Raw genomic sequence first — 17,101 nt, 5'->3', positions numbered from 1 at the left:
AGCCTGGAAGTCATGAGCCTCTCGAAGACGCAGTTCCTGTCCGTCGCAGACCACACCCTGCTCGCTCCCGGCACCACTCGCGACGAGCTCTCGGCCTTCCTCGCGGCGGCGCGCGATCTCGGCGTGCAGCGGGTCTGCATCAGCCCCTCGCTGCTTCCCCTCGACCCGCAGGATCGCGGCGAACTCGAGGTGGTGACGGTCGTGGGCTTCCCCTCCGGAGCGCACCGCGCCGAGGTCAAGGCGGCCGAGACGGCCCGGGCGGTGGCCGACGGCGCCGATGAGATCGACATGGTGGCGAACCGCGCGCTGGTGCGCGCCGCGGGGGCCGGAACGGGCGACTGGGCGGCTGTGGCGGCGGAGATCCGTGCGGTGCGGGAGGCGTGCCCGGGCCGCGTGCTGAAGGTGATCATCGAGTCGGCCGCCCTCTCCGACGACGAGATCGCGGGCGCCTGCCGAGCGGCGGAGGCCGCCGGCGCCGATTTCGTGAAGACCTCGACGGGCTTCGACCCGGCGGGCGGGGCCAGCCTGCACGCCGTGCGGCTCATGGCCGAGACCGTCGGCGGGCGCCTGGGCGTGAAGGCCTCGGGCGGCATCCGCACCGCTTCGGCCGTGCGCGAGCTGTGGGCCGCCGGCGCCACCCGCTTCGGGGTCTCTGGCACGGGCGCGATCCTCGACGGCTGGAGCGGGGAGCCGGGCTCCTCCGCCTCGGCCGGCTCGGCGACGGGTGCCGCGGACGCCGCCGCGCCGCGGGGCGCCGCCTACTAGAATCTCCCCATGCGCCTCGGAGTGATCGACGTCGGATCAAACACCGTCCACTTGCTGGTGGTCGACGCCCACCCTGGCGCGAGCCCCGCGCCGTACCACTCGCAGCGCTCGGTGCTGCGGCTGATGCGGTACCTCGACGCCGACGGCGCGATCTCCGAGGAGGGCGTGCGCCGCATCATCGACGCGATCCGCGAGGCCGCCGACACGGTGCGGGAGATCGGCGTCGACGACATGATCGCCACCGCCACGAGCGCGATCCGCGAGGCCGCCAACGGCGAGCAGGTGCTCGCGCGCATCGCCCGCGAGACGGGTGTCGCCCTGCGGGTGCTCTCGGGAGAGGACGAGGCGCGCATCACCATGCTCGCCGTGCGCCGCTGGCTCGGGTGGTCGGCCGGCGAGATCCTGCTGTTCGACATCGGCGGCGGCTCGTTCGAGATCGCGCAGGGCGCCGACGAGTACCCCGACGTGCAGGTGTCGCTGCCGCTCGGGGCCGGCCGGTCCACCATCAACTACCTGCCCGAGGACCCGCCGACGCGCGAGTCGGTCTCGCTGCTGCGGGCGCACGCGCGCGCCGAGTTCACGCGGGTGCGCGACGAGGTCTTCGCCGACCGCCCTCGGCCGAAGCGCGTGGTGGGCACCTCGAAGACGATCCGTTCGCTCGCGCGGCTGGTGGGCGGGCCCGCCGACCCGGTGACCGGCGACCTGGCGCAGCTGCACTACGTGGGCCTGCGAGAGTGGGAGCCCACGCTGCGCGACATGCCCGGCTCGGTGCGGGAGTACCTGCCCGGCATCACCCCCGAGCGCGGCTATCAGATCATGGCGGGCGCGGTGGTGCTGCGCACCGCGATGAAGGTGTTCGGCGTCGACACGCTCACCATCTCGCCCTGGGCGCTGCGCGAGGGCATCGTGCTGCGCTACATCGACGCGCTCGACGGTCGGGGCGCCGAGCCGGTACGGGAGCATCCGGAGACCGCGTGAGCGCCGAAGCCGTGATCGACTGGGAGGCCCTGCGCGCCGCCGCCGTCGCCGCGCTGGATCGCGCCTACGCGCCCTACTCCCGCTTCCGGGTCGGGGCCGCGGCGCTCGTCGAAGACGGCCGCATCGTGTCGGGCTGCAACGTCGAGAACGCCTCGTACGGCTTGACGCTGTGCGCCGAGTGCTCGCTCGTGTCGGCACTGCACATGAGCGGGGGCGGCCGGCTCGTCGCCTTCGTGTGCGTCGACGGCGACGGGGCGACGCTCATGCCCTGCGGCCGCTGCCGCCAGCTGCTCGCCGAGCACGCCGCGCCCGGCATGCTGCTCGAGACGGTGGCGGGGGCGCTCACCATCGACGCGGTGCTGCCGCACGCGTTCGGCCCCGGCGACATCAGGGCGTAGCGACGCGTCGCTACTCGAGTGCGGTGAGGGAGTCGCGGATCGCCGCCGCGAGCTGACGCACGGCCGTCGAGGGCTGCCGGCGGGGCCCGTCCACGGGGGCGGCGAGCAGCAGCGAGCGGGCGAAGGCGGGGTCGTCGATCGGCCGCAGCACGACGCCGGGGTGCGTGGGGCCGCTCGCGAGCTTCGGCACGAGCCCGATGACCATGCGGGCCGCGATCATGCCCAGCATCACCTGGAAGTCGTCCGACCGGATCGCCACTTCGAGCGTGTGCCCGGCCGCGGCGAACGCGTCGATCACCACCGAGTCCATCGGGTCGTGGCCCGTCGCGCCGAACAGCCAGCGCTCGCCGTGCAGCGACAGCAGCGAGGGCACGTCGATCGGGGCGGCGACCGCGAGCGGGTGGCCCTCGGGCAGGGCGAGCATGAGCGGATCGCGATGCACCTCCGTGGTCACCACGTGGGAGCGGAACGGCAGCTCGTAGCCGGGCACCGAGTAGACGAGGGTGGCGTCGAGCTCGCCGAGATTGAGATCGGCGATGAGCGGCTGCACCTCGGCCAGCACGGCGTCGAGTTCGATCCCGAGCTCGCCCACCTGCGCCACGATCGAGGGCAGCAGCTTCGCGGCGGCCGTGGGGAAGGTGCCGAAGCGCAGCCGCACGCGCCCCATCTGGGTGAGATCGCGGGCGTCGCGCAGCGCGCGATCGGTGAGGGTCAGGATCTCCTCGCCCCGGTCGAGCAGCAGCACGCCCACGGGCGTGAGCGAGCTGCCGCGCGCCGAGCGCTGGATCACCGCGGCGCCGACGAGGCGGTCGAGGTTCTTGAGGTGGTAGTCGACCGTGGGCTGGCTCCAGCCGAGCCTGCGGGCAGCCCCGGTGACGGATCCCTCAGCGTGCACGGCCCGCAGAGCCTGGAGCTGACGCAGATCGATCATGCGTCACACTATCCCATATCTGACAGTGCGATGTTTGATGCAGGTCGCTCACATACGGGATATGTGGCTTCCGAGACGAATCGGGGATTCACGGCCGCGATCCGCGCCCCCACCATGGAGGGATGCTCCACGCCACCGACCCGGCCGACCCCGTCGCGCTCGAGAGCCTCGACGCCGCGCCCGCGCGACCACGCGACGACGAGCGCGAGGCCCTGCTGCGCCGCCACGCCGAGACCCCGTACGCCGACGCGCTCGACCGCTACATCTCGCGCGATCCCGTGCAGCTCATGGTGCCCGGGCACGGCGGCACCGACCGCGGCCTCAGCACCCGCCTCGCAGACTTCCTGGGGGAGCGCACGCTGCAGCTCGACGTCCCCATGCTCATCGACGACGTCGACCTCGGCGAGCACTCGCCCCTCGACCGCGCCCTCGAACTCGCCGCCGAGGCGTGGGGCGCCCGCCGCACCTGGTTCCTCACCAACGGCGCCTCGCAGGCCAACCGCACCGCCGCACTCGCGGCGCGAGGCCTCGGCGAGCACATCGTGTCGCAGCGCAGCGCGCACTCGAGCTTCAGCGACGGCGTGCTCGCAGCCGGGCTCATCCCGAGCTTCGTGTTCCCCTCGGTCGACGAGACGCACGGCATGGCCCACGGCGTCTCGCCCGCAGCCCTCGACGCGGCGCTCGCCCGAGCCGAGCGCGAGGGGCGGCCCGCTTCGGCCGTCTACGTCATCTCGCCCAGCTACTTCGGCTCGGTCTCCGACGTGCGCGGGCTCAGCGAGGTCGCCCACGCCCACGGCGCGCCGCTCATCGTCGACGGGGCCTGGGGCCCGCACTTCGGCTTCCATCCCGAGCTGCCCGAATCGCCCGCGCGCCTCGGCGCCGACCTCGTCGTGTCGAGCACGCACAAGCTCGCCGGTTCGCTCACGCAGTCGGCGATGCTGCACCTCGGCCACGGCCCCTTCGCCGACCGCCTCGAACCGCTCATCGAGCGCGCCTTCACCATGACCGCTTCGACCTCCACGAGCGCGATCCTGCGGGCCTCGCTCGACATCGCCCGTCACGCGCTTATGACCGGCGAGGCGCAGATCGGGCGCTCGCTCGCCGGCGCCCGCCGCTTCCGGCAGATGCTGCGCGACGATCCGCGGTTCTCCATCGTGAGCGACCGCTTCGACCGCTTCGACGACATCGTGCACACCGACCTGCTGCGCGTGCCGATCGACGTCTCGGCGAACGGCGTGAGCGGCCACTGGCTGCGGCAGCGGCTCATCGACGTCGATGGCATCCACTTCGAGATGTCGACCGCCACCTCGCTCGTCGCCGTCATCGGCGCAGGCAAGACGCCCGACTGCGAACTCGTGCACCGCGCCATGACCCGGGCCGTCGACTCCGAGGCAGCCGCCGTCGAGCGGGAGGCGCACGCCGCCGCGGGATCCTTCCCCGCCCTGCCCGCGCCCGGAGCCCTCCGCATGCCGCCCCGCGACGGCTTCTTCGCGCAGACCGAGGTCGTGCCCGCCGCCGAGGCGGTCGGCCGCGTCTCGGCCGACACCCTCGCCGCATACCCGCCCGGCATCCCGAACCTCATCCCCGGCGAGGAGATCACGGCCGAGACCGTCGCCTTCCTGCAGGCCGTCGCCGCCTCTCCCACCGGTTACGTGCGCGGCGCCGTGGATGCTTCGGTGCACCGTTTCCGCGTGACGCGCACAGCCTAGACTCGACCCCATAACCGGGCCGTCCGGCCCCGATCCGCAACGAGATGACGAAGACGTCTGGAGAATCAATGTCCACACAGACGCTGCGACAGCAGCTCTTCCGAGTGAAGCCCGTGCCCCGCGACGGCGGTGAGACCGGCAGCACGCTGAAGCGCAGCATCGGCCTGTTCCAGCTGACGCTCATCGGCGTCGGCGGCACCATCGGCACCGGCATCTTCTTCATTCTCTCCGAGGCCGTGCCGATCGCGGGCCCGGCCGTGATCTGGTCGTTCATCATCGCGGGTCTCGTCGCCGGGCTCTCGGTGCTCTGCTACGCCGAGCTGGCGAGCAGCGTGCCCGTATCGGGATCGTCGTACTCCTACGCCTACAGCACCCTCGGCGAGCTGCCCGCCATGGGCGTCGCCGCCTGTCTGCTGCTCGAGTACGGCGTCTCGACCGCCGCGGTCGCCGTGGGCTGGTCGCAGTACGTGAACCAGCTCATCAACAACCTCTTCGGCGTGGAGCTGCCGCACGCCCTGCTCTACGCCCCCGAGGAGGGGGGCATCATCAACCTGCCCGCCATCATCCTCATCGGGCTCTGCATGCTGCTGCTCATCCGCGGCACCACGCACTCGGTCGTGGCGAACACCATCATGGTGCTCATCAAGATCGCGGTGCTGCTGTTCTTCGTGGCCGTGGGCATCACGGGCTGGAACGCGGATCACTTCGCGGACTTCGCGCCCTTCGGCTTCGCAGGCGTGATGACCGGCGCCGGCATCATCTTCTTCTCGTTCGTGGGGCTCGACGCCGTCGCCACCGCCGGCGACGAGGCGAAGAACCCCCGCCGCAACCTGCCCATCGCCCTCATCGCCGCCCTCGTCGTGGTGACCGGCGTCTACGTGGCCGTGGCGCTCACCGCGCTCGGCGCGCAGGCCACCGGCGAGTTCGACGGGCAGGCCGCCGGCCTGTCGGCGATCCTCGAGAACATCGTGGGCGCCTCCTGGCCCGGCACCGTCGTCGCCGCCGGGGCCGTGATCTCGATCTTCAGCGTCACCCTCGTCGTGCTCTACGGGCAGACCCGCATCCTGTTCGCCATGTCGCGCGACGGCATGGCGCCCAAGGTGTTCCAGAAGGTCAACCCCCGCACCATGACCCCCGTCGCGAACACCATCATCGTGTCGATCGTCGTGGCGATCCTCGCGGGCGTGCTGCCCATCAACTTCCTCGCCGAGATGACCTCGATCGGCACGCTCGCCGCCTTCCTCGTCGTCTCCATCGCCGTGATCGTGCTGCGCCGCCGCGAGCCCGACCTCGAGCGCAAGTTCCGGGTGCCGTTCTACCCCGTGGTGCCGATCCTGTCGATCATCGGCTGCCTCTGGATCATCAAGGATCTGCGCCCCATCACCATCATCGTGTTCGCCGGCTGGACCGCGCTCGTGCTCGTCTGGTACTCCTTCACGGGCCGCAAGAACTCGGTGCTCGGCAAGCGCATCGACACGGGCCTCATCGTGCTCGTCGGCCCGGGCCGCTACCGCGAGGTGGCGGGCGCCGGCGGCGTCGAGATCGACGACGCCGACGCGGCCGCGGTGGGCCGCGGCGGCCCGGGCGACGGATCCGCGGGCTCCGGCCCCGCCGGAGGTTCCGCGGATTCCGGGGGAGGCGCGCGATGAGCGTCGTCGTCGGCGTCGCCCCGGGGCACTGCTCGCACGCGGCGGTGCACCTCGCGGTGCTGCTCGCCCGCTCGTACGGGCAGCCGCTCGTCGTCGCCGCGGTCAACGCGGCGGGGTGGGGCGCGGGACGCTCGCTCGGCGTCGACGGCGAGTACCGCCGCTTCGTGGTGGACCAGGCCCGCGCCGCCCTCGACGAGGCCCGCGCCCTCGTACCCGCCGACATCGCGGCGCAGTACCTCGTGCACGACGCCTCGAGCTCCCGCCGCGGCCTGCTCGAGGTGTGCGAGCAGCACCGCGCGATCCGCCTCGTCGTCGGGGCCAAGGACGAGGGGCCGCACGGTGAGATCGCGCTCGGCTCCGTCGTCACCGGGCTGCTGCAGAGCGCGCACGTGCCCGTCGCGATCGCCCCGCGCGGCTTCGAGGCAGGGCCGGGCGCCCGGCTCGAGCGCATCACCGCCGCCTACAGCGGATCGGAGACCTCGGCCGAGCTGGCCCTCGCCTCGGCGGCGATAGCCGCCGAGTCGGGATGCGGGATCCGTCTCGCCGCGTTCTTCGCCCGGCCCAGCGCGCTCGCCGCGGCCGCCATCGGACTCGACGCCGAGGACGCCGTCATCGCCGAGTGGTCGGCCACCATCCGCGAGCAGGCCGACGAGATCCTCGACGACATCGAGCGCCTCGATCCCGCGCCCGCCTCGATCGAGATGGTCGTCGGGGCCGGCGCCGACTGGGGCGAGGCGCTGCGCGCCGTGGATTGGAAGCGCGCCGAGGCGCTGCTCGTCGGGTCGAGCAGCCTCGGCCCGATCGCGCGCGTATCGCTCGGCTCGCACGCCGTGAAGATCGTGCGCCACTCCCCGGTGCCCGTCGTCGTAGTGCCGCGGCGCGCCACCGACGACTACATCGCACAGGGGCGGCCGGCCTCCGCCGGCTGAGCCGCGCGCGAGTGCGGGCCCGGCCCCGGTATGTCCCGGCCTGCCCGGTCCGTCCCGGCCCGCTCCCTGAGCGGGCCGAAGGGGCGAGGCGGGTTCTGCCCGGAGACGCCGCCTCTGCCTCTTGAGATCGCGGAAGGTGAGCGGGGCGCTGCTCCGCGGGGCGCGATGCTGCCCGTCGCTGCGATCTCAGACTCCGCTCACAACCCGCTGCCGACGCCTCCCGCGCGCGGCTTCTCCACAGATCCGCGGATCCCCGCTCACTGCCCTCCCGCACCGCGCATGCTTATGGGCATGACTCACACGATCCGCCCCTCAGACCCCCGCCTCAGCCGTGACCGCGTGCTCGCCACCGACGCCGACATGCACGAGCTCATCGAGCTGCTCCTGGAGCGCGCGAACCAGCGCCAGGTGTGGTTGTTCGTCTTCGACGACGCGCAGCGGGTGGTCGGCCCGCTGATGCCGATGGACGATTTCCCCGAGAGCCCCGACGGCCTGGTCGAGACCGACGACCTGGGGCTCGTGTCGGTTCCCCATGTCTTCGTGGATCGGGCGGGCATGGTGTGCGAGGTGCTCGGCGCCGCGTCCATCGCGCTCGTCTGGGAGCGCCGCGGGTCCGAGAAATTCACGGCCGAGGACCGGGCGTGGGCGCGGGCACTGGCGCACGAGGCGACGGAGCACGGCCCGCGGCTGCGAGCCCAGTTCGTGCTGCACGACACGGGCCTGCGCCAGCTCACTCCCGACGACTACGCGTAGCGGTTCATCGGTGCGGCGGGCAGCGCGCCCGGCCCGCGCAGCGCGGCCCGTCTGATTTGGACTTCCCCAGCCCGATCGGGTAAAGTTATCTCTCGGTGCCGAGCTCCCCGGAGTTCGGATTTCCGCCTTGGGATATGGTGTAATTGGCAACACTACGGTTTCTGGTACCGTCATTCTAGGTTCGAGTCCTGGTATCCCAGCCATCCACTGGTTGCACGACATCGCGCTTCAAGATCTCTGAGAGCCGTCGACTCGCGCAAACGAGCGCAGAAACTCGGGCTGCGCGAGATCTCCTGTCGAACCCGCTGACCGGGCTCTCGAACTGCGTGGTGCGGAGCTCTGGCGCGGTGCGCACCAGACCCGCGGTTCCGCGGCGTGCTGCAACTGCGTCAGCTCGATCATGTCGGAGAGCTAGCCGAAGTTCGAGGGCAACGTCAATGCCTGGCGAAGCGCGAGATCTCGACAGTAGGTTCGAGTGATGAAGCGTTCAGATGCTTGTGCAACGGGAACCCCTCCTCGCAGAGGCGCGGCTCTCGCCAGGCGGGTACTCGAAGGCGTTGCCGGTGTGGCCTTGGCGGCGAGTCTGGCCGGATGCGGACTGTCAGTGCCGTCGGATCCGAACGGCACTCTCGCGAACGCAAGCGGGGGAGAGCTGAGGGTCGGGGCTTCGACCGATCCTGGACTGATCGATGACCACGGATCGGAGCCGTCGGGCTCGCTCGCGCGCCTCGTCGACGACTTCTCCGAGTCCATCGATGCTCGTCCGGAATGGACCGTGGGGAGCGAGGAGACACTCGTCCGAATGCTGGAGAGCGGTGAACTCGATCTCGTGGTGGGAGGCTTCACCGAGGACACGCCCTGGCTCGACCGTGCAGGTATCACCCGGGGATACCGCGCGATCGAGGGCGCAGACGGGCGCAGCATAGTCTTCCTCGTGCCTCTGGGGGAGAACGCGTTTCTCAGCGAGCTGGAGGCCTTTCTGGATGAGGAGGTGGGCTCGTGAGCGAAAACCATCAGTTCGGACGGGCCGATCTGCCTCACGAGCAGCATCACGCGTTGAAAAAGGCTGTGCGCTGGGAGTGGTTCACCATCGCGTATACCAGCTGCACGATCGCCCTCGTGGCTTTCGTCGTGGGGAACTCGCAGGCGATGCGAACCGCGTGGATCGAGGACATGCTGTCCCTCATCCCGCAGCTCGCGTTCCTCATCGCTCTGGTATTCGTGCGCCGCAAACCCACCCGGGACTACCCGTACGGTATGCATCGCGCGATGGGAGTGGGCCATCTCGTCGCCGGTGTCGCCCTCCTCGCGGTGGGGCTGAACCTGGCGTTCGAAGCCGTCAGCGGTCTGATCAACACCGAGCACCCCACGATCGGGACCGTGAATCTGTTCGGCCACACCATCTGGCTGGGGTGGCTGATGGTCGCCGTGATGGTGCCGATCGTCGTCGGGCCGGTGTTCCTCTACGGACCCGCGAAGGCGAAGCTCGCGCCCTTGCTCCACAACAAGCTTCTCTACGCGGACGCCGATATGGCGAAAGCCGACTGGCACACGAATGCGGCCTCGATCGTCGGCGTGCTCGGGGTCGGCGTGGGGCTGTGGTGGCTCGATGGCGCGGCCGCGCTGTTCATCTCGCTCGGCATCATCTGGGACGGCGTCCGAAATACCAAGAGCGCGGTGATCGACCTGATGGATCAGCGCGCGCGCACCTGCGACGATGAGTACCCCGATCCGCTCGCGCACGACATCACCGCTCACCTTCGCGAACAGAAGTGGATCAAGGATGCCGCGGTGCGCATGCGTGATCAGGGACAGGTCTTCCATGTGGAAGCGTTCGTGCTTCCCAGAAGGAAGCGCGTGCCGGTCGAGTGGATCGACAAGATATCCGAGAGCATCGCGGGGCTCGACTGGAAGGTGCAGGACGTCGTCGTGGTCGTCGGCGAGACGCTTCCCGATGAGGCGGATCGAGCGCTGACGCGCTATCCCGGAAAGGACTCGCCGATGGACGCGTCGGGTTCTCCATGAAGGTGATCGACAGCGGTCGGATCAGGATCTGAAAGGGCGAGAACATGGTGGTGCTGATCGCCTTTCTCGCGAACGTCCTCGTGGCGGTCGCCAAGACCGTTGCGGCTATGATCACGTCCTCGGCTTCGATGACGGCTGAGGCCGCGCACTCCTGGGCCGACGCGGGAAACGAGATCTTCCTCCTCATCGCGGACCGGCGCGGAGCGCGCCCGAAGGACGAGCGCCACCCGCTCGGATTCGGCCGCCGCGCATTCGTATGGTCCCTCGTGGCCGCCTTCGGCATCTTCACCGCGGGCGCCATCGTCTCGATCATGCACGGTATCCAGCAGCTGGCCTCGGATGAGCCCGTGGAGAACCCCGGCATCGCGTACACGGTCCTCGGGATCGCGTTCCTGCTGGAGGCGACCTCTTTCGTGCAGGCTTTCAGGCGATCGAAGCGGCTCGCGCGGGAACGAGAATCTACGACCTGGGACTTCGTGCTCAAGACGAGCGATACGACGCTGCGGGCCGTGTTCTTCGAGGACGGTGCGGCACTCATCGGGCTCGCGATCGCGGGGGCCTCGATCGCCGTGCATCAGCTGACGGGAGTCGCCGCGTGGGACGCGTGGGGTTCGATCCTCGTCGGAATGCTTCTCGCGGTGGTCGCCCTGATCCTGATCGGAAGGAACATGGCGTTTCTTGTCGGTGCGACCGTCTCGAATGCGGAGTGGCGGAGCGTCGGGACAGCCCTGCTCGGGATATCGGATATCGAACGGATCACCTATCTGCACATCGAATACGTCGGCCCCCATCGCCTATTCATCGTCGCTGAGGTCGATCTCGCGGGGGACGAGGCCGAGCACGCCGTGGCGCGACGTCTGCGCGACGTCGAACGAACCATCGAACAGCACGACGTCGTCGAGAAGATCGTGCTCTCGTTGTCTGTCGCGGACGAGGCCTCGCTCGAATTCGGTGCTGGGCGAGGGTGAGGCCTCAGCTCCGAGGTTTCTTTCCTGACAGAATCACAGAAATCGTCAGACGAAGCGCAGAATTGCGTACAATGAGGGGGTGAGCGCCAGTGACCATTCCGACGAGGTCGAATCGTCGGACTTCATCTTCATCTGCCCGAGCCACCTCGAGTGCGTGCTCGCGGCGGGCGATTCGAGCGATGTCGCCGCGCTGCGCGACTGGTGCGCGGCCCTGCCGAAGAAGAGCTACGGTCGCGTTTTCATCGAGGTCGATTCGCCGCAGCAGATCGAGTCGCTCGACGCGCCCCCCGGTGTGGGCATCACCTGGCTCGTACGCGAGTCGCGCGAAGCGCTTGCCGGTGCGCGACTGATGGACGCGGTCGACGCATGGCTCGACGAGTGGATGCGGGGCGACCCCCTGAGCGGCCGTTACGTGCACCTGTGGACCGGGGCGCGCGACAGCGCCGATGTCACGGCGCAGTGGGATCGCGTACGGTCCGAGCTCGCCGAGATCTGGACGGCGGCGGCCGAGTACCGGGAGCAGCGCGCCTAGACGCCGCGCATGACAGACGCGCCCGCGACGGATCGACTCCGGCGCGGGCGCGTCTTGTGCTGTGAACGCCTCAGACGGTCAGGTGCGAGGCGAGGAACCAGCGATCCTTGTCGAGCTGCTGGGCCAGAGCGATCACGATGTCCTGGCTCGTGGGGTCGATCTCGTCGAGCCCCGCCACAGCGGCGTAGACGGTGACGAGCGCGGCGTCCAGCTCGGATACGACCTCGCGGATCGTGGCGTCCGACTGCTGGAAGCCCTCGGCCGTCTCGGGGAGGCTGGTCTTCTTCGCGACCGTGCCGATGCGCGCGTCGACGGGCAGCCCCAGAGCGACGATGCGCTCGGCCACCTCGTCGGCTCCGTCCTGCGCGTGCGCGACGACCTCGTCGAGGAACTCGTGCACACCGATGAAGTTCGCGCCGCGCACGTGCCAGTGCGCCTGCTTGCCGTTGACCGCCAGCGCGAGGAGGTCTCGCACGACGGGCGACAGGTAGTGCTCGACTCCCACCGAGCGGTCGAGGTCTTCCTTCGAGACGACCACTGACTTGTTCTTGGATTGGACCATGATGATTCTCGTCCTTCGGCTCATCGGATTTCGTTTCGGCCTGATGATGTCTACTGTGACTCGGATCGCGCAGAACCGCAAGCAAGGCAAGACATGCCTAACCGCCCGCGCCGGGAGCGCCGATCGAGGGGACGCTCGAGCGGGAATGCCCGGTTCTCAGGTCGGTCGGCCCGGCCCCGTATCGGGCTTCCAACGCCCGGCGCAGGGAGTCGATCGAGCCGAAGCCCGACTGTCGAGATCGCTGCCGAGACTACGAGCGCCGTCACGACGGATGGTGGCGGAGCCGTGAACTCGACGCTCGATGCAGTGTCTCTGCGCGGGATGCAGCGTCGTTCGTGCGTGAGAGAACGCGCTTGGAATAGCGTCTGATCTGCCGTTATGGTGATGCCCATGTGCCACGCCGCAGATCCGCCGCTCCCGGGAATCCCTGCACGCTCGGTCGCTCCCGTTCGTCCCTCGGCTCGTGTCCCGTCGAGCGCCCTCCGAGGGCTGGCAGCCGGGCTGCTCGCCGCGGCCTGCCTGCTCATGACCGCCGCGCCGGCGGTCGCCGACCCGGGCCCGGTGGCCGAACCAGGCCCCGCGGCCGTCGAACCAGGCCCCGCGGCCGTCGAACCCGATCCGTCGCAACCCGATCCGGTGCAGCCCGAGACGCTCGCCGACGCCCTCGCGGCGGCGGCCGAGGCCGGCTCCGGTACGGCCGAGGAGTTCGCCGACGCGGTAGCGGTGCCGGCCGAGGGTCCGGGGAGCGTGGTGCTCGACGGGGAGGGGCGCATCTCGGCGACGGTGTTCTGGGCCGGTTCGGGCGAGGCGGTGCTCGACCGGGTGCGCGAGACGATCGGCGACCGGGGGAGCGTGGCATCGGTGTCGACCGTGGCACCCGCCGCGGAGGTGTGGGTGGAACCCGTACTGCTCGACGATCTTCGCGCGCTGCCCGGAGTGAGCGGCGTGACACCCGCCCTGCGGCCCGCGAGCAGCAGGGCCGCGCTCACGGATCGGCTCGAGGCCGTGCGCGGCAGCCTGCCGGCCGCGCTCGAGTCGCGCTCCGGCACCGCGGAGACCGCGCTGCGGCCGAGCACGGCGGCGACGGCCTCGGCCTGCCGCGCGCTGCCCGTCGAGACCGACGTGCCCCTGCGCTCCGACCTCGCGCGTACCGCGTACGGCGTCGACGGCACGGGTGCGACCATCGGCATCGTGTCGGACTCGTTCGCCCACCGCACCGCACCGACCTCGTGGGACGACGACGTCGCCGCCGGTGCGCTGCCCGGCCCCGGCAACCCGTGCGGCAGAACCGCGCCCGTCACCCTCGTGTCGGACGCCGCGGGAGGCGCCGATGAGGGGCGTGCGATGGCGCAGCTGGTGCACGGGATCGCGCCGGGCGCGAAGATCCTCTTCGCCGACGAGGGGTTCGGCGACTTCGCCATGGCGGAGAACATCATGAAGCTCGTCGATGCCGGTGCCGACATCATCGTCGACGACATCTCGTGGTTCCAGGAGCCCTATTTCCAGCAGGGGATCATCTCGGCCGTTTACGAGCGGGCGCGCGCCGAGCATGGAGTGCTCACGATCGCGGCCGCCGGCAACTCGAACGCGACGGCCACTCAGGGGTCGCATGCGGGCACCCCGCTCTCCTCCTGGCAGACCAGCGCGTACCGACCGATGGAGTGCCCGGCGTGGGTGCCGATCGGGCCGCACGATCCGCTGTACGGGCGCACCGACATCGACTGCCTCGACTTCGATCCCGGGCCGGGGGAGCAGCCCTACGATCTGCTCACGATGGCGGGAGCGCCCGGCGGCCCCGAGCGCGTGCTCACGACGGCGGCCTCGATCGGTGAGCCGATGTTCGGCGTCACGACCGACTACGAGCTGCGCTTCTACGAGGAGGACGCGTCGGGCGCTCCGCAGCCGCTCGACCGCATCCTCATGTTCGGGGCGCCGTATCCCGGCGCCGTCGGCGGGTTCGAGGTGAAGCCGGGCACGAAGGTGCGCATGGTGTTCATTCGCCGCTCGTTCGACGCCTCGGCGTCTGCCGCGCCGGCCGTGTTCATCGGGTTCGCGCTCGGCGCAACCGCGATCGCCGAGCGGCAGTTCATGGGCGATGCGCCGCCCGCGTCTCCCGTCGGCGACCGCGTCGGTGCGGTTACGCTCGGCCACAACGGGGACGGATCCGCGCTCTCGGTCGCCGCGGTGCCGTGGGATGCGCCGGCGCAGTTGCGGCCGTTCAGCTCGCTCGGCCCGAACACGCTGCTCTTCGACCGCGTGCCCGTCGGCGACCCCGCTCCCGCGCCCGCCGCCCCGCTGCCTGCCCCGCTGACCGTATCGGCGCCCAACGTCGCCTCCGTCGACGGCGCGCGCACCACCTTCTTCAACGTGCCCGAGAACACGCCGGACGGCATCGTGTACCGGTTCACGGGCACCTCCGCCGCCGCTCCCACCGTCGCGGCCGTCGCGGCGCTCGGCCTCTCGTACGCGCCGGGGGCGACCGCGGACGAGCTTCGCGCGGCGCTCGCCGAGACCGCTCGAGGCGCCTCGATCGGGGGCCCGGTGAACCCCTACGATCCCGCGCTGTTCCCCGACGCCCACGTCTTCGGCTCGGGCCTCGTCGACGCGAACGCGCTGCTCGCGGCGCTGCCCGCCCCGAATCCGCCCGGACCCGGGCCCGGGCCCGGCCCCGATCCGGTTCCCGTCCCCGATCCCGATGATTCCGACGCCCGCCGAGGCTCGGGCGATCCGGTCGATCTCACGAACGCGAGCGGCTCGCCGACGGGTCGCCTGTCGGCCACGGGCGGCACCGAGACGCCCTTCGGGGCGCTCGGGGCGGGGCTGCTGGCGCTCGGCGCTGCGGCGCTGGTGGCCGCAGCGCGGTCGCGGCGCACCCGGGGGCGGGGCCATCGCTCCGCGACCGGGTAGGCGCTCGGCCTGTTACTTCCCGCTGCACGTGTGGTTCGCGCACACGATCCGCTCTGACCCGGGGTTTTATCACCTTGGCCCGCGGTGAGCGGTGCTCGGATCGGCTCGGGCGCCCCGGCTCGCTATGGTGTATCGAGAAGTGGAACGCCCTGCGATCGTCCGCGCACGGGGGAGAGCGGACGCGCGGGGCACCGTCGATAGGGCCGTATGGAGCAGATGGCAGGCGCTGAAGCATGTCGGGAACGCGGGTCGCGAGCAGCACCGCGGGTACCGGCGACCGCATTTCCCCGAGCGCGGCTGCTCGAGCGGCTGAACGCCTCTGTCGACGTCGCGGTCGTGCACGGCCCGGTGGGATCGGGGAAGACGACGCTGCTCGCCTCGTGGGCCGCCGCCGTCGAGTCGCCGGTGCTCTGGTGCGAGCCCGAGGGCGGGCGTCTGCCCTTCGCGGAGATCGAGACGTTCGCCGCGGAGCGGCCGGGGGTGCTGGTGATCGACGGCGGCGAGCGGGTCGAGGGCGACGAGCTCATCCGACTCGGATCGCTCATCGATCGTGCGCCCCAGCTGCGCCTGGCGGTGGCGACGCGCGCCGCCCGCACCGCCCGAGAGATCGCGTCCGTCTCGGACGCCGCCGTCGACGTGATCGCACCCTCCGACCTGCTCGTCACGGCGGACGAGCTGCGCGACGCCGGGCTGCTCGGCACCGCCGAGGCGCGCGCCGAGCTGCTGCGCGACACCGAGGGGCTGATGATCGCGGTGCGGGCGCGGCTCGACGACGCCGTTCGCGGAGCCTCCGGCGTTCGGGACCGGCTTCGGCGCACGCTGCGCGGCGAGCTCGACGAGCAGCCCGGGCGGTACGAACTCGCCGTGCGCCTCGCGATCCTGCCCCGCGTCGATCGTTCGATCCTCGCCGCGTGGGAGATCCACGAAGGGATCATCGACGACCTGGACGGGGCGGGGCTCGCCGAGTGGGACGGCGACTGGCTGCGCATGCACCCGTTCATTCGCGGAGCGCTCGCGGAAGACGCCGAGGAGCAGCTGTCCGGCGCCGAGCGCCGCACGCTGCTCGCAGCGGCGACTCGATCCTCGCTGATCCGGCGGGATCCGCTGCAGGCCCTGCGCACCGCCTTCGATCTCGACGACCTCGAGCTCGCCACCGAGGTCGTCTTCGCCAACATGGTCGATCTGCTCGAGGCGCGCGACGAATGCTACGAGATCTTCACAGGCGTGCGGGCGTCGCGGCTGCGCGGCTACCCCGGACTCACCGTGATGCTCGTGCTGCTCTCGAACATGGCCCCCGACACGCGGCCGCGGGCTCTGCAGCTGCTCGCGGCTGAGTCGCTGTTCCAGCGCCTGCAGCCGAGCCGCGGGCGGCATCGCGAGCGCGTCGTCTACCGCGCGTTCGAGGCGGCCGCCCTGCGACTGACGCCGTTCTCGGGGCGGGCCCTGCCGCTCATCCGGCAGGCCGTCGACGACTTCACGACGCTGAGCGACGAGGACATGGACGCGCTGGGCCGCATGGGGCCGATGCTGCAGGTGCACCTCGGGATCGGCGCCTTCTACCTGAGAGACCTCGAGCTGGCGCGGCGCTGCTTCGACCTCGCCGACGCCCTGCACGCGGAGGCGGGTCGTGCCGATCGGGTCGATCCGCTCTCGATGCGCGCCGGACTCGCGGCGCTGAGCGGCGAGTTGTCGCTCGCGCGCAGGCTGCTCGCCGAGGCCGACGCGGCGGAGTGGCCCCCGGGCTGGCGCGGCTCCAGCCCGGCCGACTTCTTCAACCTGTGCGGGGCCGTGCTCGCGCTCGAGGACGGCGACCCGCACGCCGCCGGGAAGAGCCTCGACGCGGCCGGGCCGCTCGTCGACATGGTCGAGCACTGGACGATCTACGCGCTCGTGCGCGCCCGTCGCGATCGCCTCGCGGGTGAGGTCGAGGCGGGCCTCGTGCGCGTGCAGCGCCTCCGCGAGCAGCGTTTTCGAACGACTTTTGCGTGACCTGGG

The 17,101-nt window shown here is 71.0% G+C and carries 15 protein-coding genes and 1 tRNA gene; 14 read left to right on the top strand and 2 right to left on the bottom strand.

Annotated elements, in window-relative coordinates; all coding sequences use genetic code 11:
* Positions 1-12 precede the first annotated feature (12 nt).
* From deoC to H490_RS20070, 3 genes are read left to right on the top strand one after another with little or no spacing between them, the layout of a single operon-like run.
* Positions 13-765, top strand: coding sequence for a deoxyribose-phosphate aldolase (gene deoC / locus H490_RS20080; protein WP_017883214.1), 753 nt, complete (start codon positions 13-15; stop codon positions 763-765).
* A gap of 9 nt (positions 766-774) precedes the next feature.
* Complete coding sequence (locus tag H490_RS20075) at positions 775-1,743, top strand: Ppx/GppA phosphatase family protein (RefSeq protein ID WP_017883213.1); 969 nt, start codon at positions 775-777, stop codon at positions 1,741-1,743.
* On the top strand, positions 1,740-2,141 hold the full coding sequence (locus H490_RS20070; RefSeq protein ID WP_017883212.1) for a cytidine deaminase: 402 nt from the start codon (positions 1,740-1,742) through the stop codon (positions 2,139-2,141). The genes H490_RS20075 and H490_RS20070 overlap by 4 nt, the downstream gene beginning before the upstream one ends.
* A 10-nt stretch (positions 2,142-2,151) precedes the next feature.
* On the opposite strand, the gene H490_RS20065 is transcribed toward H490_RS20070, so the two are convergent.
* The gene (locus H490_RS20065) at positions 2,152-3,072 is read right to left on the bottom strand and encodes a LysR family transcriptional regulator (RefSeq protein WP_017883211.1); all 921 of its coding nucleotides are present in this window, start codon (positions 3,070-3,072) and stop codon (positions 2,152-2,154) included.
* Between the two features lie 122 nt (positions 3,073-3,194).
* On the opposite strand from H490_RS20065, the gene H490_RS20060 reads away from it, so the two are divergent.
* The 9 genes from H490_RS20060 to H490_RS31030 all read left to right on the top strand — a co-directional run bounded on the left by H490_RS20060 (position 3,195) and on the right by H490_RS31030 (position 11,637).
* Complete coding sequence (locus H490_RS20060; protein WP_017883210.1) at positions 3,195-4,781, top strand: aminotransferase class I/II-fold pyridoxal phosphate-dependent enzyme; 1,587 nt, start codon at positions 3,195-3,197, stop codon at positions 4,779-4,781.
* A 68-nt stretch (positions 4,782-4,849) separates the two neighbouring features.
* Positions 4,850-6,430: an amino acid permease gene (locus H490_RS20055; protein ID WP_017883209.1), complete on the top strand. Its 1,581-nt coding sequence runs from the start codon at positions 4,850-4,852 to the stop codon at positions 6,428-6,430.
* Positions 6,427-7,359 carry a universal stress protein gene (locus H490_RS20050; RefSeq protein ID WP_017883208.1) on the top strand — a complete coding sequence of 311 codons (933 nt, stop codon included), beginning with the start codon at positions 6,427-6,429 and terminating at the stop codon, positions 7,357-7,359. The genes H490_RS20055 and H490_RS20050 overlap by 4 nt, the downstream gene beginning before the upstream one ends.
* A gap of 291 nt (positions 7,360-7,650) precedes the next feature.
* Positions 7,651-8,112, top strand: coding sequence for a hypothetical protein (locus H490_RS20045; protein ID WP_128387084.1), 462 nt, complete (start codon positions 7,651-7,653; stop codon positions 8,110-8,112).
* A 128-nt stretch (positions 8,113-8,240) separates the two neighbouring features.
* Positions 8,241-8,315, top strand: a tRNA-Gln gene (locus H490_RS20040).
* A 362-nt stretch (positions 8,316-8,677) separates the two neighbouring features.
* Positions 8,678-9,115 carry a hypothetical protein gene (locus tag H490_RS20035; RefSeq protein ID WP_128387083.1) on the top strand — a complete coding sequence of 146 codons (438 nt, stop codon included), beginning with the start codon at positions 8,678-8,680 and terminating at the stop codon, positions 9,113-9,115.
* Positions 9,112-10,137: a cation transporter gene (locus tag H490_RS20030; RefSeq protein WP_051066142.1), complete on the top strand. Its 1,026-nt coding sequence runs from the start codon at positions 9,112-9,114 to the stop codon at positions 10,135-10,137. The genes H490_RS20035 and H490_RS20030 overlap by 4 nt, the downstream gene beginning before the upstream one ends.
* Positions 10,138-10,181: 44 nt before the next feature.
* Entirely contained in the window at positions 10,182-11,105 is a 924-nt protein-coding gene (locus tag H490_RS20025) for a cation diffusion facilitator family transporter (protein ID WP_017883204.1), read from the top strand.
* A gap of 79 nt (positions 11,106-11,184) precedes the next feature.
* Positions 11,185-11,637, top strand: coding sequence for an SIP domain-containing protein (locus H490_RS31030; RefSeq protein ID WP_017883203.1), 453 nt, complete (start codon positions 11,185-11,187; stop codon positions 11,635-11,637).
* A 70-nt stretch (positions 11,638-11,707) separates the two neighbouring features.
* On the opposite strand, the gene H490_RS20020 is transcribed toward H490_RS31030, so the two are convergent.
* The gene (locus H490_RS20020) at positions 11,708-12,199 is read right to left on the bottom strand and encodes a Dps family protein (RefSeq protein WP_031289736.1); all 492 of its coding nucleotides are present in this window, start codon (positions 12,197-12,199) and stop codon (positions 11,708-11,710) included.
* Between the two features lie 525 nt (positions 12,200-12,724).
* Between H490_RS20020 and H490_RS20015 the strand changes: the two genes are divergently transcribed.
* Both H490_RS20015 and H490_RS20010 read left to right on the top strand, forming a co-directional pair.
* On the top strand, positions 12,725-15,106 hold the full coding sequence (locus H490_RS20015) for a S8 family serine peptidase (RefSeq protein WP_017883201.1): 2,382 nt from the start codon (positions 12,725-12,727) through the stop codon (positions 15,104-15,106).
* 336 nt (positions 15,107-15,442) lie between these two features.
* Positions 15,443-17,095, top strand: coding sequence for a hypothetical protein (locus H490_RS20010; RefSeq protein ID WP_017883200.1), 1,653 nt, complete (start codon positions 15,443-15,445; stop codon positions 17,093-17,095).
* Positions 17,096-17,101 lie beyond the last annotated feature (6 nt).

Source organism: Leucobacter sp. UCD-THU, assembly GCF_000349545.1.
Classification (GTDB): Bacteria; Actinomycetota; Actinomycetes; order Actinomycetales; family Microbacteriaceae; genus Leucobacter; species Leucobacter muris.
Note: the sequence above shows the minus strand (reverse complement) of the source record. Positions and strands in the feature narration are given on the sequence as shown.